Genomic DNA, 15088 nt, shown 5'->3' with positions numbered 1-15088 from the left:
GGGACGGGCTTCCGTTTCGGCGTCAAAGGCGCATTCTCCCGACTCTGGCCCCGTTTAGTCCACTACTGATGCCCATCGCGCTCGATCGCATTGATGCGGTCCACCTTGGCCCCGGAACGCGCGGCTTCGAACTCCGACTCCAGGAACGACTTGACGATGCTCTTGGCCAGCTCGGCGCCGATCACCCGCGCACCGATGGACAGGATCTGCGCATCGTTGCTCTTGCGTGCGCGCTCCGCCGAGTACGTGTCATGGGCCTGGGCCGCCCGGATGCCCAGCACCTTGTTAGCGGAAATGGCCATGCCGATCCCGGTGCCGCACACCAGCACGCCCAGTCGCTGCTGCCCGGCATTGATCGCCGTGGCCACGGCCAGGGCGATGTCCGGGTAAAGCACGGGCACGGTGGAATGGGTGCCGAAGTCCGTCACTGGATAGCCCAACGCCTCGATATGACGCTTCAACAGCTCTTTGAGCTCAAAACCCGCTTCATCGCATCCGATAGCCACCGGGAAAGGTGTGTTCATGGCGTCTGGCTCCGCTGCCGTGATCGTACTTACGACTGATCAAATGATCATTCAGTGAAATTCCGCTCAGACATTTCTCGGTCATACGCCCCTCTCTGTCAAGCTTGATTTAACTGACTCGTCAGTCAAACGCCTCTGCAAAGGCGTTATTGCCGACAAAGATGAGAATCAGCGCTTTTACATTAAAGAGATTGACTGATCAGAATTTCATTTGATACACATATGTGCACAGCGAAACATGACTCTGCGACCTAATAAGAATTCACAGCACGAGGACACGCCGATGGCCACGCCATTACTGCTCCAGGCTGAACACGTCGCCAAGGCTTACGCCGGGGTTCCTGCCCTGCGTGACGGCCGCCTCTCGTTGCGGGCCGGTAGCGTCCACGCCCTGTGCGGCGGCAACGGCGCAGGCAAATCGACATTCCTGAGTATCCTGATGGGCATCACCCCGCGTGATGCCGGGAGCATCCTGCTCAACGGCGCAGCGGTGCAGTTCAACCGCCCGAGTGAAGCCTTGGCGGCGGGGATCACGATGATCACCCAAGAGCTGGAACCCATCCCCTACATGACCGTCGCCGAAAATATCTGGCTGGGACGCGAACCACGTCGCGCCGGCTGCATTGTCGACACCAAGACCCTGAACCGCCGCACCCGCGAGTTGCTCGAAAGCCTGGAGTTCGAGGTCGACGCCACCCGCCCCATGCACCGCCTGAGCGTGGCGCAGATCCAACTGGTGGAAATCGCCAAGGCCTTCAGCCATGACTGCCAGGTGATGATCATGGACGAGCCCACTTCAGCCATCGGCGAGCGCGAAGCGGAAACCCTGTTCAAGGCCATACGCCGCCTCACCGCCCGGGGCGCCGGTATCGTGTATGTGTCGCACCGCCTCAGCGAACTGGCGCAGATCGCCGATGACTACAGCATCTTTCGCGACGGCGCCTTTGTCGAAAGCGGGCGCATGGCCGATATCGACCGCAACCATCTGGTGCGCGGCATCGTCGGCCAAGAACTGACCCGCATCGACCACAAGGTCGGCCGCGAATGTGCCGCCGACACCTGCCTGCAGGTCGACAACCTGAGCCGCGCCGGCGAGTTCCACGACATCAGCCTGCAACTGCGCCAGGGTGAAATCCTCGGCATCTATGGCTTGATGGGCTCAGGGCGCAGCGAATTCCTCAACTGCATCTATGGCCTCACGGTGGCTGACTCCGGCAGCGTCACGCTGCAGGGCAAACCCATGCCGATCGGGCTGCCCAAGGCGACCATCAATGCCGGTATGTCGCTGGTCACCGAAGACCGCAAGGACAGCGGCCTGGTGCTGACCGGCAGCATTCTTTCCAACATTGCATTGTCAGCCTACAAGCGTCTGTCGAGTTGGTCGCTGATCAATGCGCGCAAGGAAACCCAACTGGCCCAGGACATGGTCAAGCGCCTGCAGATCAAGACCACTTCCCTGGCGTTGCCGGTGGCCTCCATGAGCGGCGGCAACCAGCAGAAAGTGGTGCTCGCCAAGTGCCTGTCCACCGAGCCGGTGTGCCTGCTGTGTGACGAACCCACCCGCGGTATCGATGAAGGCGCCAAGCAGGAGATCTACCACCTGCTCGACCAGTTCGTGCGTGCCGGTGGCGCCGCCATCGTGGTGTCGTCGGAAGCTCCGGAGTTGCTGCACCTGAGCGATCGCATCGCCGTATTCAAAGGCGGCCGGCTGGTGACCATCAGCACCGACACCGCCCTTTCCCAGGAAGCCTTGTTGAGTCTTGCCTCATGAATGCCAAAACACTGTCTACACCTGCCGCTGCCCCCATTGCTGCCGCGCCGCGCAATCGCCTGCACCTGTCTCTCGACCGTTTCGGCCTGCCGCTGGTGTTTATCCTGCTGTGCGTGGTGATGGCGTTCTCCAGCGAATACTTCATGACCTGGCGCAACTGGATGGACATCCTGCGCCAGACCTCCATCAACGGCATCCTCGCGGTGGGTATGACCTACGTGATCCTCACCAAGGGCATCGACTTGTCGGTGGGTTCGATCCTGGCCTTTGCCGGGTTGTGCAGCGCCATGGTCGCGACTCAGGGTTACGGCCTGCTGGCGGCGGTCAGTGCGGGGATGTTTGCCGGGGCGATGCTCGGCGTGGTCAATGGCTTCATGGTCGCCAACCTGTCGATCCCGCCGTTCGTGGCCACCCTGGGCATGCTCAGTATTGCGCGGGGCATGACCTTTATCCTCAACGACGGCAGCCCGATCACCGACCTGCCCGACGCGTACCTGGCGTTGGGCATCGGCAAGATCGGCCCGATCGGTGTGCCGATCATCATCTTCGCCGTGGTCGCGCTGATGTTCTGGATGGTGCTGCGCTACACCACCTACGGCCGCTATGTGTACGCGGTGGGCGGCAATGAAAAGAGCGCACGCACCTCAGGCATCGGCGTGCGCAAGGTGATGTTTTCGGTGTACGTGGTCTCGGGCCTGCTCGCCGGATTGGCCGGCGTGGTGCTGTCGGCGCGCACTACCTCCGCCCTGCCCCAGGCCGGGGTTTCCTACGAGCTGGACGCGATTGCCGCCGTGGTGATCGGCGGCACCAGCCTGTCGGGCGGTACCGGCAGCATTGTCGGCACACTGTTTGGCGCATTGTTGATCGGCGTGATCAACAACGGGCTGAACCTGCTCGGCGTGTCCTCTTATTACCAGCAGGTCGCCAAGGGCCTGATCATCGTGTTCGCAGTACTGATCGACGTGTGGCGCAAGAAAAAACGCTAGAGAACGACCGATAACAATAACTGGAGTTCTATTTATGAAACTTGGTACCACCTTGGCCGCCGCGGCGGCCCTCTCCCTGCTCGCCAGCAGTATCGCAATGGCCGCCGATGGCAAGACCTACAAAATCGGCGCAGCCGTCTACGGCCTCAAGGGCCAGTTCATGCAGAACTGGGTCCGCGAGCTCAAGGAACACCCGGCGGTCAAGGACGGCACCGTGCAGCTGACCGTGTTCGACGGCAACTACGACGCCCTGACCCAGAATAACCAGATCGAAAACATGGTGACCCAGCACTACGACGCGATCCTGTTCGTGCCCATCGACACCAAGGCCGGTGTCGGCACGGTCAAGGCGGCCATGAGCAACGACGTGGTGGTTATTGCCTCTAATACCAAAGTCGCCGATGCCGCCGTGCCTTATGTGGGCAATGACGACGTGGAAGGCGGCCGCCTCCAGGCCCAGGCCATGGTCGACAAGCTCAACGGCAAGGGCAACGTGGTGATCATTCAGGGGCCGATCGGCCAGTCGGCGCAGATCGACCGGGAAAAAGGCGAACTGGAAGTGCTGGGCAAACACCCAGGCATCAAGATCATCGAGAAAAAGACCGCGAACTGGGACCGCGCGCAGGCCCTGGCGCTGACCGAAGACTGGCTGAACGCCCACCCAAAAGGTATCAACGGCGTGATTGCGCAGAACGATGACATGGCCCTGGGCGCCGTGCAGGCCTTGAAGTCTCACGGGCTGACCTCCAAGGACGTGCCCGTCACCTCGATCGATGGCATGCCGGATGCAATCCAGGCGGCGAAGAAAGACGAAGTCACCACCTTCCTCCAGGACGCCCAGGCCCAATCCCAGGGTGCGCTGGACGTGGCGCTGCGGGCGCTGGCCGGCAAGGACTACACGCCGAAGTCGGTGATCTGGGAGCGCTATGCCAAGGACGTGAAATGGGGCGATGGCACCGCCAAGACCTACATCCTGCCGTGGGTGCCGGTCACTAACGCCAACGCCGACGCCCTCTACAAACAAGTCAGCGGCGGTAAATAGATGTTGACTTGAAATACGGTCGAGTGTGAGAGCTGGCTTGCCTGCGATGGCATCCATCGGGTGTGACTGACACACCGAGGTGTCCGCATCGCAGGCACGCCCGCTTCCACATTGGATCTCCACCGTTTTCGAAAATGGAGTCATTCATGTCTGGATTCTGGAACCAAGCTTTCGACCTCAGCGGCCGTTGCGCGGTGATCACCGGCGGCGCCGCCGGGATCGGCCTGGCGTGCGCCACCCTGCTGGTGGATCGTGGCGCGCGCGTGGCCTTGCTGGACCGCGACCCCGCAGTCGTCGAAGTTGCCGCCAGCCTCGGCGCCGGTAACCTGGGAATCGCCGTCGACCTCAGCCAGATCACCCAGGTGCAACACACCATCGACACCGTGTTCGAACACTTCCAACGCCTGGATTACCTGATCAACAGCGCCGGCGTAGCGCTATTGGACAAGGCCCTCGACGTCGACGAAAACGCCTGGGATACCACCTTGGACATCAATCTCAAGGCCAGTTTTTTCGTGGCCCAGGCCTGCGCCCGGTACATGCTCGCCAGCGGCAGCGGGCGGATCGTCAACCTTGCTTCCCAGGCCGCCGTGATCGGCCTGGACCGGCACGTCGCCTATTGCGCGAGCAAGGCGGCCATCGTCGGCATGACCAAGGTACTGGCCATGGAATGGGCGCCGCAGATCAACGTCAACGCCATCTCCCCGACCATCGTCGAGACGGCCCTGGGCAAAAAGGCCTGGACCGGTGAAGTGGGTGAAAAGGCCAAATTGCAGATCCCGGCGGGCCGCTTTGCGCAACCGGAAGAAATCGCCGGGCTGGCGCTGTACCTGCTCAGCGATGCGGCGCAGATGATCACAGGCGCCAATATAGTGATCGACGGCGGCTACAGCATTCAGTAATTCATTTTTTGTCGTGAGGTTTTGTCATGTCCACCGTCACCGAACGCACACCTGAGCAACTGTCCCCGGTCATCCCGAAAACCATGCAGGCCGTGGTCTGCCACGGCCCTGAAGATTACCGCCTGGAAACCGTCGACGTGCCCACGCCCGGTCCCGATGAAATCCTCACCAAAGTCGAGTTGTGCGGCATCTGCATGGGCGATATCAAGACCTATCGCGGCGCCCCTTCGTTCTGGGGTGACGCCGAGCAGCCGCGCTATGTGAAACCGCCGATGATTCCCGGCCATGAATTCGTCTGCCGCGTGGTCGCCCTCGGCCCCGGCGCAGAGAAACGCGGCGTGAAAATCGGTGACCGGGTGATCTCCGAGCAGATCGTGCCGTGCTGGGGCTGTCGCTTCTGCAACCACGGCCAATACTGGATGTGCCAGAAGCATGACCTGTATGGCTTCCAGAACAATGTGCAGGGCGCCATGGCCCAGTACATGATCTTCACCAAGGAAGGCATCATCCACAAAGTACCGGACTCCATCGCCCCGGACGAAGCGATCCTGATCGAACCGCTGGCGTGCTCGCTGCACGCTGCGGAACGCGCCAACGTGGACTTCGACGACGTGGTGGTGGTCGCCGGCGCCGGCACTCTGGGCCTCGGGATCATCGGCGCGGTGCGCATGCGCAACCCAAAAAAACTCATCGTACTGGACATGAAGCCCGAACGCGCCGCCCTCGCCCTGCGCATGGGCGCCGACGAAGTGTGGAACCCGGCCGAGGTGGATGTGCTGGCGAAAATCCGCGAGATCACCGAGGGCTACGGTTGCGACATTTACATTGAGGCCACCGGGCACCACAAGGCGGTGAACCAGGGCCTGGCGATGCTGCGCAAGCTGGGGCGTTTCGTCGAGTTCAGCGTGTTCAATGACGAGGCGACGGTGGACTGGTCGATCATTGGCGACCGCAAGGAACTGGACGTGCTGGGCTCACACCTGGGGCCGTACATGTACCCACGTGCCATCGACTTCATCGGCAACCGCAAGATCGACATGCGCGACGTGGTGACCCATAAATTCGCCTTGGCGGACTTCAAGGAAGCCTTTGCGGTGATGGAGCGTGGCGACAAGTCGCTGAAGGTAGTCCTCGAACCTTAAGAACACACGCAGCTGACCATTGTTGCCTTTTAGAACAAGAACAGGAACCCGCGTTATGAATCGAGTCATCAACGATCCGGACCACGTGGTCGAGGACATGCTGCGCGGTATTCTGGTCGCGCACCCCGAGTTGCGCCAATACGAGACCAATCCACGAGTCATCACCCAAGCCACGCCGCCTGCGCCCGGCCGTGTCGGCATTGTGACCGGCGGCGGTTCGGGCCATGAACCGGCCTTCCTCGGCTACGTCGGCCCAGGCCTGGTGGATGCCGTGGCCGTCGGCGAGGTCTTTTCCTCACCTACCGCCAAGAGCTTCTTCGACGCCTTCCGCGCCGCCGACCAGGGCGCAGGCGTGGCCTGCCTCTACGGCAACTACGCCGGCGACAATATGAACGTGAAACTGGCGATGAAAATGGCCGCCAGCAAAGACATGCGCATCCGCACGGTGGTCGCCAACGATGACGTCGCGTCCGCCCCCAAGGCCGAGAGTGCCAAGCGTCGTGGCGTGGCCGGGGAAATTTTCATGTGGAAACTCGGCGGCGCCGCGGCCGCCCAGCACTACGACCTCGACGACGTGATTCGGGTCGCGCAGAAAACCGTCGACCACTGCCGCTCGATTGGTATCGGCCTGACGCCCTGCACCATTGCGGCGGTGGGCAAGCCGAACTTCCAGATTCCCGATGGCCAGATGGAGCTTGGCATCGGCCATCATGGCGAACCGGGCATTGAGGTGATCCCGATTGAGCCCGCCGCCGCGATGGCCGAACGCATGCTGGCGCCGATCCTGGCCGACCGCGACTTCAGCCAGGACGACAGCGTGGTGGTGCTGGTCTCGGGTCTCGGTGCCACGCCGATCATGGAGCTGTATATCTTCTATGCCGAGGTCGAAACACAGCTCAAGGCCAAAGGCTTGAAGATTCACCGCTGCTATGTCGGCAACTACTTTACGTCCCTGGAAATGATGGGCGTGACCCTGACCCTGCTCGGCCTCGACGCGGAGCTTACAACCCTGATCGACCAACCCTGCCGCTCCATCGGCATGACCCAGGCGGAGTGAACCATGAGCCAGCATTTTTCCACCCGTGACGGCAGCGCCATCGTCGCCGACCTGGTCAGCGTGATCGTGGCCAACCGTGAGTACCTCAGCGAGGTCGACGGCGCCATTGGCGATGGCGACCACGGCATCAACATGGCCAAGGGTTTCGCCCATTGCGGGCGCACGATCGAAGGCCGCCAACTGACCTTGGCCGAAGCACTGGATGAGCTGACCCTCAGCTTGATGGAAGGGATCGGCGGCTCCATGGGCCCGCTGTACGGCAGCCTGTTTATCGGCATGGCCGATGAAGTGCGCTACAGCGATAACATCGACGCCGCGAGGTTTGCGCAGTTGCTGCGCGGGGGCTTGACCTCGCTGCAGGACATTACCGAAGCGGGCGTCGGCGACAAGTGCCTGATGGATACGTTGATTCCGGCGGTGGAGGCGTTTGAGCAGGCACAGGCATCCGGCGCCTCCTTCAGTGATGCTCTGGAATCAATGAAACGCGCTGCGTCCCAGGGACGAGACTCAACGAAAGATCTGGTGGCGAAGATTGGTCGAGCCAGTCGGCTCGGCGAGCGGTCGCTGGGGGTGCTGGATGCGGGGGCGGTGTCGTGCTGCCTGATCCTGACGCGGTTGGCCGACTCAATACAGCCTAGGTTGGCTTAGCAGACTTCTTTTGAGTGCACAGAGCAACCTGTAGTGAGCGGGCTTGCCCCGCGCTGGGCTGCGAAGCGGCCCTAAACCCTACTACCGCGGTTTGTTTGAAAGCGCGCGGTGACTGGATGGGGGCTGCTTCGCAGCCCAGCGCGGGGCAAGCCCGCTCACTACAGTGGTAGCTATCGTTAGAAAGAGATCATCTGCATTCTGGCAATCGGATTACCAGAACCGCTGCTGGGTCAGCCGGCTCCACCACGTCAGCAACACCCGGTCTACCGAGCCACTGGCCGCCAGACCTACGCGCTCCTGCAAGCTCTTGCGCTCGGCATAGTGCAGGTGGAACACCTCGGCGGTCTTGGCCTTGGTGGCCAGGTATTCGTCGCTGGTTTGCAGCTCGTCGACCAGCTGCTTGTCGAGGGCTGCAACCCCCAACCACACTTCCCCGGTCGCTACGTCATCGATGGCCAGCTGCGGGCGGTAACGCGAGACGAAGTTCTTGAACAGCTGGTGAGTGATGTCCAAGTCTTCCTGGAACTTCTCGCGGCCTTTCTCGGTGTTTTCACCAAACACCGTGAGGGTGCGTTTGTACTCGCCGGCCGTCAGGACTTCAAAGTCGATATCGTGCTTCTTCAGCAGGCGATTGACGTTGGGTAACTGCGCCACCACGCCAATCGAGCCGAGGATCGCAAACGGGGCGCTGATGATCTTCTCGCCGATGCACGCCATCATGTAGCCGCCACTGGCCGCGACCTTGTCGATGCAAACAGTCAAGGGCACGCCGGCCTGACGGATACGCGCCAGTTGCGACGAGGCCAAGCCATAGCTGTGGACCATGCCACCGCCGCTTTCCAGGCGCAGCACCACTTCGTCCTTGGGCGTGGCCAGACTCAGTAAGGCGGTGATTTCATGACGCAGGCTCTCGGTGGCCGAGGCCTTGATATCGCCGTCGAAATCCAGCACAAACACCCGAGGCTTGGCGTCGGCTTTGTGCTTGCCCTTCTTCTTTTCGGCTTTGCCTTCGGACTTGCGCAGGGCCTTGAGCTGGTCCTTGTCGAGCAGGCTCGACTCCAGGCGCTCACGCAGACCCTTGTAGAAATCATTGAGTTTGCTGACCTGCAATTGGCCGGCGGACTTGCGACGGCCCTTGCTGCGCAGCGCGGCAAAGCTGATCAATACCACCAGAATAGCGACCACCAGGGTGACGGTCTTCGCCAGAAAGCTCGCGTATTCGGCCAAAAAATCCATAGTTCTCCTTACAAGTGCGGTGCGCCGGGCGCGGATTGCCCCAGCATACCGACGGCATCGCGTTCGGGCCAGTGATCAAACAGCCAGCAACCCAGCGCTCTAACGCGCTTTTAAAACAAGCGTATGTTTTTTCATTGACAGCTCGCAGGCATCCTCATAACCTCGCCTGACTTTCAACGTACCGGGAAAACGGACGTGGGCAGCATCTATCTGATTCGACATGGCCAGGCCTCCTTCGGTGCAGACGACTACGACGTCCTGTCGCCCGTCGGCGTGGAGCAGGCGCAAGTGCTCGGTCGCCACCTGGCGGACATGGGCCTGGTGTTCGACCGCTGCGTGGCCGGAGACCTGCGCCGCCAGCAGCACACCGCCACCGCCGCCTTCGATCAGTACCACACCCTCGGCCTGCCGGTGCCGGCATTGGAAACCGATAGCGCGTTCAACGAATTCGATGCAGAAGCGATCATCCGCGCGCTGCTGCCCGACCTGCTCAGCACCGAACCCGAGGCCCTGGAGATCCTGCGCAATGCCGCGCAGAACCGCAGCGAATTCCAGCGCATCTTCGCCCTGATCATTGACCGCTGGCTGGCCGGCACCTATGACCCACCTGGGTTGGAGAGCTGGTTGGGCTTTGTGGAGCGCGTCCAAGGTGGCCTGCAACGCATTCTGGAAGCGGCGGACAACTCGCAGAAGATCGCAGTGTTCACCTCCGGTGGCACCATCACCGCCCTGCTCCACCTGATTACCCGAATGCCCGCGGCCCAGGCCTTCGAACTGAACTGGCAAATTGTTAACACCTCGCTCAACCAGCTGAAATTCCGTGGTCGCGAGGTGGCACTGGCTTCCTTCAACAGTCATACCCACTTGCAACTGTTGAAGGCGCCGCAGCTCATCACGTTCCGATGAACTGCGGCCAACCGTGACCCCTAGGTCACTGGACTCCACCCTAAAGGATCGAAACCATGACTGACGTAGCCAAAGCTGTAGAAGCAATGAAAGCCAAATTCAACCCAAGCGCTGCCGAAGGCTTGGACCTGGTGTTCGGTTTCCGTATCGACGACACCAAGAACTTTTCTCTGGTCGTCAAAGACAAGACCTGTGAACTGCACGAAGGCGAGAACCCGGACGCCCAAGTGACCCTGGTCATGGACAGCGCAACCCTGGAAGGCATCGTCGACGGTTCCACCGACGGCATGCAAGCCTTCATGGGCGGCAAGCTGCGCACCGAAGGCGACATGATGCTGGCGATGAAGCTGAGCGAGCTGTTCCCTGCCTGATTCACGGGCCACCCTGAATCCTGATCCCGCCCTTACAGGCGGGATTTTTTTTGCCCGTCATCTCGAATTCAACACCGGCTTATTGAGCTTTTCTGCAGGTTTACCCTGCCCGCGCAAGTACAACGCCTCCACCAGTTTCTGCCGTTCATCCTGGGGCAAGGTGCTGGCGAACTGCGCCAAGGTCGTGTCCACCAACGCGCGAAGTGCCATATCCGCTTCGCGGGCCTTGGCCAATTCGGTGACCAGCACGTCCCGGTCCAACGCGGGCGCTTCCAGTTGCTTGATCACCCCCAGGCGCGCCGCACGCCCGGCCATGATCAACGGCTGGCTGTCAGCGCTGTTGTGGCGCAACAGTTGACGCAACTCCCTGCGCCGCTCCTGCGGCAACTTGATCATGGCCTGACGCAAGCCATGCTGGTTGACCACCATGTCGGCAGGCTTGGCGCCGGCCATCCAGTGATACAGGCCACCGCCCACCCCACCAATCAAAAACACATTGAGCAATACCGAAACAAGCAACCACGGTTTCAGGGATTGGGCGGTCATTGCTCGGCTTCCTCGGCGTTGACGGTAAAGATGACTTGCGCATCACCCTGATCGAAGACGCTGGGCAGCACCTCGGAGGACAGCATCGGCAGCGGCACGCTCATGGACGCCACCAGCATGCCGGTGACGACCCCGGCGATGCCCACGCCCACCAGGCCCGCAGGTGACAGCCAAGCGGCATAGCGCGACCAGAACGACACGCGGCGCGGCGCTGACTGACGGATCTGCCGGGCCAGGGCCGGGTCAGCCAATACCGCTTGATGGCTGTCCAGTTGGGCGTCCAGCCAGCCCGCCTGTTCCAGGGCTTCGCAGGCGCTGGGGTTCGCGCTGTCGAGCAGCGCCTGGGCCGCGCCTTGCTCGGCCGCAGGCCAACGCCGTAAGTCGGCCCCATAGGCGTCGGCCAGATAAGCAAATCGTTCGGGTGTCATGATGTTCCCCTTCCTGGGCGGGCAAGCCCGGGTGTGTCGGCAAGTTGACTGCGCAACTGGCGTCGGGCCCGCGACAGCAGGCTCTCCAGTGCCTCGACGCTGATATTCATCAGGGCCGCGGCGTCGATGTTCGACAGCTCCTGGTAGTACTGCAACACAATGGCTTCGCGCTGACGCTCGGGCAATGCCGCCAGGGCAGCGGCCATGCGGGCGTTGCGCTCAATGGTTTCCAGCTGTTCATCCAGCGGCGGCGCGCTGTCTGCCAGCGCCAGCGTGTCCGCCTCGGCCAGCGGGCGCTCCTTGCGCCGACGCAAACGGTCATGGCACAGGTTGAGCGCCACCCGGTGCAACCAGGTGTCGAAGCGCGCTTCGCCACTGCGCCAACTGGCCGCATGACGCCAGATGCGCAGGAAGCTTTCCTGGGCCACGTCCCTGGCTTCGTCGGCATCCCCCAGGATCCGGCCGGCAAGCGCCAGCAGACGCGGCAGTTTGCGCGTCACCATTTCGTTGACGGCCGCGGGTTCGTTGTTCCCGATACGCGCCAGCAGTTCAACGTCCGGATCAGTGTCTTTCAATCGGGCAGTTCTCTAAGACTTCAGCGGATCCAATGCCCTTCACGCCAGTACCAGTTGGGGCCATGCGCCTCCCAATGGCCCGGTTCCCAACGCGCATTGCGCATGACCGGCTGCCAGTGCCCGGGCACCCAAGCGTAGCCGCGCCCTTCCCAGCGCCAGTGCCCCCGGTCCCAGGCGTAACCCGGGCGTTCCACGGGGATCACTTCCACACGTGCCGGCGGCGGCGCCTGGCGGATGATGATTTCGGTCTGGGCAAACACCGGGGTGCTGATACACGCGGCGAGGGCCAGCGGAGCAAACAAGGCAAAACGCAATTTGGCCAGGGGTCTCATGGCAACTCCTTCATGCAACGCGCGAAAGTGCAGGTCGCTGATGGGTTGAACGGCGGGTAGGAAATAATCCGTCGCACAACGCGCGGATTATTTATGGGCAGTATTGCCCAGGGGATGGCGGGGCTTGATGAAATGTTTGAAAGCTTCGCGACGGATTTATGCAGCTGGCAGCGTTGAAGGATTAACGCTGATCAACCCGAGAGGAAACACCATGTACCGCCGACTTTCCATGCTGGTTGCCGCATTGCTGATCGTCAGCCTCAGCGGCTGTGTGATCGTGCCGGAACACCGCCATTGCTGCTGGCGTTATTACGGCGCGCTCGACACGCCGTCCCACACCGTCAACGGCTAGCTGACCGCCGCAAACCCACGGCGCCCGGCCTTGATCTCGGTGCGCAACTCGCCAATCAGGTTTGAGATGGAACGGATGCTGTCCAAACCCTTGGGGGACACGCCCGTCAGCAACAGCTCGACCCGACCGGACACCGGTTCAAAGATACCTCCCGTCTGCTGCGTCGGTGAGCACTTGACTCCACGCGCCGATCAAAAGACGCTCTTGGCTTTTGGCCATCATTGTGAGCAGCCCACCATGAGCATCGACCCTCCGAGCCAGCCCGACAGCGATGTGTACAAGACCTTGCTGGAGTCGACCAAGGCCATCCCCTGGCGCATCGATTGGCAGACGATGACCTTCAGCTACATCGGCCCGCAGATCGAGACATTACTCGGCTGGACCCCGCAAAGCTGGGTCAGCGTGGACGATTGGGTCGAGCGCATGCACCCGGACGACCGCGAATACGTGGTGAATTTCTGCGTATCGCAATCTCGCGCCGGGGTGGACCATGAGGCGGATTACCGGGCGCTGACCGTGAACGGCGACTACGTGTGGATTCGTGACGTGGTGCATGTGGTGCGTAAGGACGGTGAGGTCGAGGCGCTGATCGGTTTTATGTTCGATATCAGTGAGCGCAAGAAAACCGAAGAGCACTTGGTGCGCCTGCAAAAACAACTCGAGGAATATTCCTACCAGGATGGCCTGACCGGCATCGCCAACCGCCGCATGTTCGACACCGTGCTGGAACGGGAATGGGCCAGCGCCCAACGCAGCCAGCTACCCCTGTCGTTGATCATTCTGGATATCGATTTTTTCAAGCAGTACAACGACCACTACGGCCACATCAAGGGCGATGAGTGCTTGCGTCACGTCGCGCACACCCTGTCCAAGGCAGCCAACCGGCCACGGGATTTCATTGCGCGTATCGGTGGCGAAGAATTTGTGTGGCTGCTGCCGGAAACCGATGCCGCGTCGGCCAGGCAAGTTGCGCAACGCTGCCTGCATCTGATCCGCCAGCAGCAGATCGAGCATGGTTTTTCGGCGGTCTCGAACCTGCTGACCTTGAGCCTCGGCGTCGGCACTCGCCTGGTAAAACCTGAGAGTCCGATGCTGGTATTTGTCGAAGAAGTCGACAAGTTGCTGTACCAGGCCAAACGTAACGGGCGGATGCGTGCGGAGTTCAGCAACGCCGAAGTTTGACCTCGAGGCCAAATTTCAGGCAAAAAAAATCCCAAGTAGCTGATGGAAACTTGGGATTTAAAAATGCATAAACCGTGGGAGGTGAACGCCCGGCTATAGTACCGACTGTAAAAAGCCGTAACAAGATTATTTTATTCCTTTCGTCGGATTAAAAGCGCCGTAAGTCGTTCAATAACCACACCTTTTTTAAGGTAGCCAGGCATATAAGTGCCACTTTTTGGTGCAACTAGCGCCTATATTTCCACTTATAAAAAAGGGTTATTGGATTAACGCGGTGTGGCACTTTTCGGTGTGTGCCCGATCAACTGCTCGCATGTGTCTCGGGTTTCAAGAGTATTAGACAACACCGAACGCGCCACACTTTCCACCTGCCTGCACAGTGCCAGGCGCTCATTGGCGGCTTCCCGTTCGCGGTCCACGTCGGCGTTGAGCCGGACGAAATAGATCCCCAGCAACACCGCGACGCAGAGTACCGCGACGGCGAAGTAGCGAAAGCTATTGGAGGACGGCAGCTCGGGTGCGTTCATGAGCTTACGGCGCCCTGCTCTTCTCGTAACGTACGTCGTCGCCCTCGACCTGCCCCGTCACCGCCCAGCCGAGGCGCCGATAAAACCCGTTGGCACGGACGTGGTCGCGCCCATCGGTAATCAAAAACAGCGTGGCATGGTGTTCAAACAACGCGGCTTCGGCCACCGCCATGAGTTGACGGCCCAGGCCCAGGTTCTCGTGGGTCGGCAACACGAACAGCGCAAATACCTCGCCCGTGGCCAGGTCGACCATGCTGAAGGCGGCCGGCTGGCCATTCACTTCAGCGATCCATGCGCAGGGCGCGGCGCGGATGCTATCGGCCAGCACCTGCGGGGTGATGCCCAAACCGGCCATCTGCGCGACGCTCAAGTGGTTTTGCACCACTGAAGTACGGATAGTGAACAGCGTATCGACATCGTCCTGTGTCGCCGCCCGGATCGTTGTTTGCATACTGGCCTCCCTGATGAAGGTCGCAATTGTATGCAAATACAAACACAGCGATTGTCGTGGATTTGTAAACCTGTGGCCTACACCGCATCCCCCTGCTGTTGGCGACGAAA

At 61.1% G+C, this 15088-nt stretch carries 20 protein-coding genes; 11 read left to right on the top strand and 9 right to left on the bottom strand.

Features of this window, described 5'->3' with window-relative positions; genetic code table 11:
• Positions 1 to 62: 62 nt before the first annotated feature.
• Positions 63 to 524, bottom strand: coding sequence for a ribose 5-phosphate isomerase B (rpiB, locus tag ACI512_RS15915; RefSeq protein WP_236383552.1), 462 nt, complete (start codon positions 522 to 524; stop codon positions 63 to 65).
• A 283-nt stretch (positions 525 to 807) separates the two neighbouring features.
• Between rpiB and ACI512_RS15910 the strand changes: the two genes are divergently transcribed.
• The 7 genes from ACI512_RS15910 (at position 808) to dhaL (ending at position 8072) form a co-directional block, all read left to right on the top strand.
• The gene (locus ACI512_RS15910) at positions 808 to 2295 is read left to right on the top strand and encodes a sugar ABC transporter ATP-binding protein (protein ID WP_231808232.1); all 1488 of its coding nucleotides are present in this window, start codon (positions 808 to 810) and stop codon (positions 2293 to 2295) included.
• The gene (locus ACI512_RS15905; RefSeq protein WP_231808231.1) at positions 2292 to 3281 is read left to right on the top strand and encodes an ABC transporter permease; all 990 of its coding nucleotides are present in this window, start codon (positions 2292 to 2294) and stop codon (positions 3279 to 3281) included. The genes ACI512_RS15910 and ACI512_RS15905 overlap by 4 nt, the downstream gene beginning before the upstream one ends.
• A 34-nt stretch (positions 3282 to 3315) precedes the next feature.
• Positions 3316 to 4323, top strand: coding sequence for a substrate-binding domain-containing protein (locus tag ACI512_RS15900; protein ID WP_236383548.1), 1008 nt, complete (start codon positions 3316 to 3318; stop codon positions 4321 to 4323).
• 146 nt (positions 4324 to 4469) lie between these two features.
• On the top strand, positions 4470 to 5225 hold the full coding sequence (locus ACI512_RS15895) for an SDR family oxidoreductase (RefSeq protein WP_236383546.1): 756 nt from the start codon (positions 4470 to 4472) through the stop codon (positions 5223 to 5225).
• Positions 5226 to 5251: 26 nt separating this feature from the next.
• The gene (locus ACI512_RS15890) at positions 5252 to 6367 is read left to right on the top strand and encodes an alcohol dehydrogenase catalytic domain-containing protein (RefSeq protein WP_064053886.1); all 1116 of its coding nucleotides are present in this window, start codon (positions 5252 to 5254) and stop codon (positions 6365 to 6367) included.
• Positions 6368 to 6422: 55 nt separating this feature from the next.
• Positions 6423 to 7424: a dihydroxyacetone kinase subunit DhaK gene (locus tag ACI512_RS15885; RefSeq protein WP_064053887.1), complete on the top strand. Its 1002-nt coding sequence runs from the start codon at positions 6423 to 6425 to the stop codon at positions 7422 to 7424.
• Positions 7425 to 7427: 3 nt separating this feature from the next.
• Positions 7428 to 8072: a dihydroxyacetone kinase subunit DhaL gene (dhaL, locus tag ACI512_RS15880; RefSeq protein ID WP_236381911.1), complete on the top strand. Its 645-nt coding sequence runs from the start codon at positions 7428 to 7430 to the stop codon at positions 8070 to 8072.
• 210 nt (positions 8073 to 8282) lie between these two features.
• Here the strand turns inward: dhaL and sohB are convergent, their stop codons facing one another.
• On the bottom strand, positions 8283 to 9308 hold the full coding sequence (gene sohB, locus ACI512_RS15875) for a protease SohB (RefSeq protein WP_012723814.1): 1026 nt from the start codon (positions 9306 to 9308) through the stop codon (positions 8283 to 8285).
• A 195-nt stretch (positions 9309 to 9503) separates the two neighbouring features.
• Here sohB and ACI512_RS15870 point away from each other — a divergent pair, with 195 nt between their 5' ends.
• Both ACI512_RS15870 and ACI512_RS15865 read left to right on the top strand, forming a co-directional pair.
• Positions 9504 to 10214 carry a histidine phosphatase family protein gene (locus ACI512_RS15870; RefSeq protein ID WP_236381909.1) on the top strand — a complete coding sequence of 237 codons (711 nt, stop codon included), beginning with the start codon at positions 9504 to 9506 and terminating at the stop codon, positions 10212 to 10214.
• A 56-nt stretch (positions 10215 to 10270) separates the two neighbouring features.
• Positions 10271 to 10585, top strand: coding sequence for an SCP2 sterol-binding domain-containing protein (locus ACI512_RS15865; protein WP_012723812.1), 315 nt, complete (start codon positions 10271 to 10273; stop codon positions 10583 to 10585).
• A 57-nt stretch (positions 10586 to 10642) separates the two neighbouring features.
• Here the strand turns inward: ACI512_RS15865 and ACI512_RS15860 are convergent, their stop codons facing one another.
• From ACI512_RS15860 to ACI512_RS15845, 4 genes are read right to left on the bottom strand one after another with little or no spacing between them, the layout of a single operon-like run.
• Positions 10643 to 11131, bottom strand: coding sequence for a periplasmic heavy metal sensor (locus ACI512_RS15860; RefSeq protein WP_236381907.1), 489 nt, complete (start codon positions 11129 to 11131; stop codon positions 10643 to 10645).
• Positions 11128 to 11559 (bottom strand): hypothetical protein, encoded by a 432-nt coding sequence (locus tag ACI512_RS15855; protein ID WP_064053891.1) that lies wholly within the window; start codon positions 11557 to 11559, stop codon positions 11128 to 11130. Before ACI512_RS15855 ends, ACI512_RS15860 begins: the two co-directional genes overlap by 4 nt.
• Positions 11556 to 12134, bottom strand: coding sequence for an RNA polymerase sigma factor (locus ACI512_RS15850; RefSeq protein ID WP_231809420.1), 579 nt, complete (start codon positions 12132 to 12134; stop codon positions 11556 to 11558). The genes ACI512_RS15855 and ACI512_RS15850 overlap by 4 nt, the downstream gene beginning before the upstream one ends.
• 20 nt (positions 12135 to 12154) lie before the next feature.
• Positions 12155 to 12466, bottom strand: coding sequence for a YXWGXW repeat-containing protein (locus ACI512_RS15845; RefSeq protein ID WP_236381900.1), 312 nt, complete (start codon positions 12464 to 12466; stop codon positions 12155 to 12157).
• Between the two features lie 211 nt (positions 12467 to 12677).
• Here ACI512_RS15845 and ACI512_RS15840 point away from each other — a divergent pair, with 211 nt between their 5' ends.
• The gene (locus ACI512_RS15840; protein ID WP_163825752.1) at positions 12678 to 12818 is read left to right on the top strand and encodes a hypothetical protein; all 141 of its coding nucleotides are present in this window, start codon (positions 12678 to 12680) and stop codon (positions 12816 to 12818) included.
• Here ACI512_RS15840 and ACI512_RS15835 read toward each other — a convergent pair.
• Positions 12815 to 12952 (bottom strand): hypothetical protein, encoded by a 138-nt coding sequence (locus ACI512_RS15835; protein WP_279615285.1) that lies wholly within the window; start codon positions 12950 to 12952, stop codon positions 12815 to 12817. The two genes, ACI512_RS15840 and ACI512_RS15835, sit on opposite strands and share 4 nt — an antisense overlap.
• A gap of 103 nt (positions 12953 to 13055) precedes the next feature.
• Here ACI512_RS15835 and ACI512_RS15830 point away from each other — a divergent pair, with 103 nt between their 5' ends.
• Positions 13056 to 14000 (top strand): diguanylate cyclase, encoded by a 945-nt coding sequence (locus ACI512_RS15830; RefSeq protein ID WP_043205241.1) that lies wholly within the window; start codon positions 13056 to 13058, stop codon positions 13998 to 14000.
• A gap of 266 nt (positions 14001 to 14266) precedes the next feature.
• On the opposite strand, the gene ACI512_RS15825 is transcribed toward ACI512_RS15830, so the two are convergent.
• Both ACI512_RS15825 and ACI512_RS15820 read right to left on the bottom strand, forming a co-directional pair.
• Positions 14267 to 14527 (bottom strand): hypothetical protein, encoded by a 261-nt coding sequence (locus ACI512_RS15825; RefSeq protein ID WP_236381898.1) that lies wholly within the window; start codon positions 14525 to 14527, stop codon positions 14267 to 14269.
• 4 nt (positions 14528 to 14531) lie between these two features.
• Positions 14532 to 14978 (bottom strand): GNAT family N-acetyltransferase, encoded by a 447-nt coding sequence (locus ACI512_RS15820; RefSeq protein ID WP_064053893.1) that lies wholly within the window; start codon positions 14976 to 14978, stop codon positions 14532 to 14534.
• Positions 14979 to 15088 lie beyond the last annotated feature (110 nt).

Origin of the sequence: Pseudomonas petroselini (genome assembly GCF_045037875.1) — a bacterium.
GTDB classification, from domain to species: domain Bacteria; phylum Pseudomonadota; class Gammaproteobacteria; order Pseudomonadales; family Pseudomonadaceae; genus Aquipseudomonas; species Aquipseudomonas petroselini.
Note: the sequence above shows the minus strand (reverse complement) of the source record. Positions and strands in the feature narration are given on the sequence as shown.

Bases quoted from the DNA above. Each gene is read 5' to 3' on its own strand.
- rpiB (WP_236383552.1), bottom strand. From the start codon at position 524: ATGAACACACCTTTCCCGGTGGCTATCGGATGCGATGAAGCGGGTTTT.
- ACI512_RS15910 (WP_231808232.1), top strand. From the start codon at position 808: ATGGCCACGCCATTACTGCTCCAGGCTGAACACGTCGCCAAGGCTTAC.
- ACI512_RS15905 (WP_231808231.1), top strand. From the start codon at position 2,292: ATGAATGCCAAAACACTGTCTACACCTGCCGCTGCCCCCATTGCTGCC.
- ACI512_RS15900 (WP_236383548.1), top strand. From the start codon at position 3,316: ATGAAACTTGGTACCACCTTGGCCGCCGCGGCGGCCCTCTCCCTGCTC.
- ACI512_RS15895 (WP_236383546.1), top strand. From the start codon at position 4,470: ATGTCTGGATTCTGGAACCAAGCTTTCGACCTCAGCGGCCGTTGCGCG.
- ACI512_RS15890 (WP_064053886.1), top strand. From the start codon at position 5,252: ATGTCCACCGTCACCGAACGCACACCTGAGCAACTGTCCCCGGTCATC.
- ACI512_RS15885 (WP_064053887.1), top strand. From the start codon at position 6,423: ATGAATCGAGTCATCAACGATCCGGACCACGTGGTCGAGGACATGCTG.
- dhaL (WP_236381911.1), top strand. From the start codon at position 7,428: ATGAGCCAGCATTTTTCCACCCGTGACGGCAGCGCCATCGTCGCCGAC.
- sohB (WP_012723814.1), bottom strand. From the start codon at position 9,308: ATGGATTTTTTGGCCGAATACGCGAGCTTTCTGGCGAAGACCGTCACC.
- ACI512_RS15865 (WP_012723812.1), top strand. From the start codon at position 10,271: ATGACTGACGTAGCCAAAGCTGTAGAAGCAATGAAAGCCAAATTCAAC.
- ACI512_RS15860 (WP_236381907.1), bottom strand. From the start codon at position 11,131: ATGACCGCCCAATCCCTGAAACCGTGGTTGCTTGTTTCGGTATTGCTC.
- ACI512_RS15855 (WP_064053891.1), bottom strand. From the start codon at position 11,559: ATGACACCCGAACGATTTGCTTATCTGGCCGACGCCTATGGGGCCGAC.
- ACI512_RS15845 (WP_236381900.1), bottom strand. From the start codon at position 12,466: ATGAGACCCCTGGCCAAATTGCGTTTTGCCTTGTTTGCTCCGCTGGCC.
- ACI512_RS15840 (WP_163825752.1), top strand. From the start codon at position 12,678: ATGTACCGCCGACTTTCCATGCTGGTTGCCGCATTGCTGATCGTCAGC.
- ACI512_RS15830 (WP_043205241.1), top strand. From the start codon at position 13,056: ATGAGCATCGACCCTCCGAGCCAGCCCGACAGCGATGTGTACAAGACC.
- ACI512_RS15825 (WP_236381898.1), bottom strand. From the start codon at position 14,527: ATGAACGCACCCGAGCTGCCGTCCTCCAATAGCTTTCGCTACTTCGCC.
- ACI512_RS15820 (WP_064053893.1), bottom strand. From the start codon at position 14,978: ATGCAAACAACGATCCGGGCGGCGACACAGGACGATGTCGATACGCTG.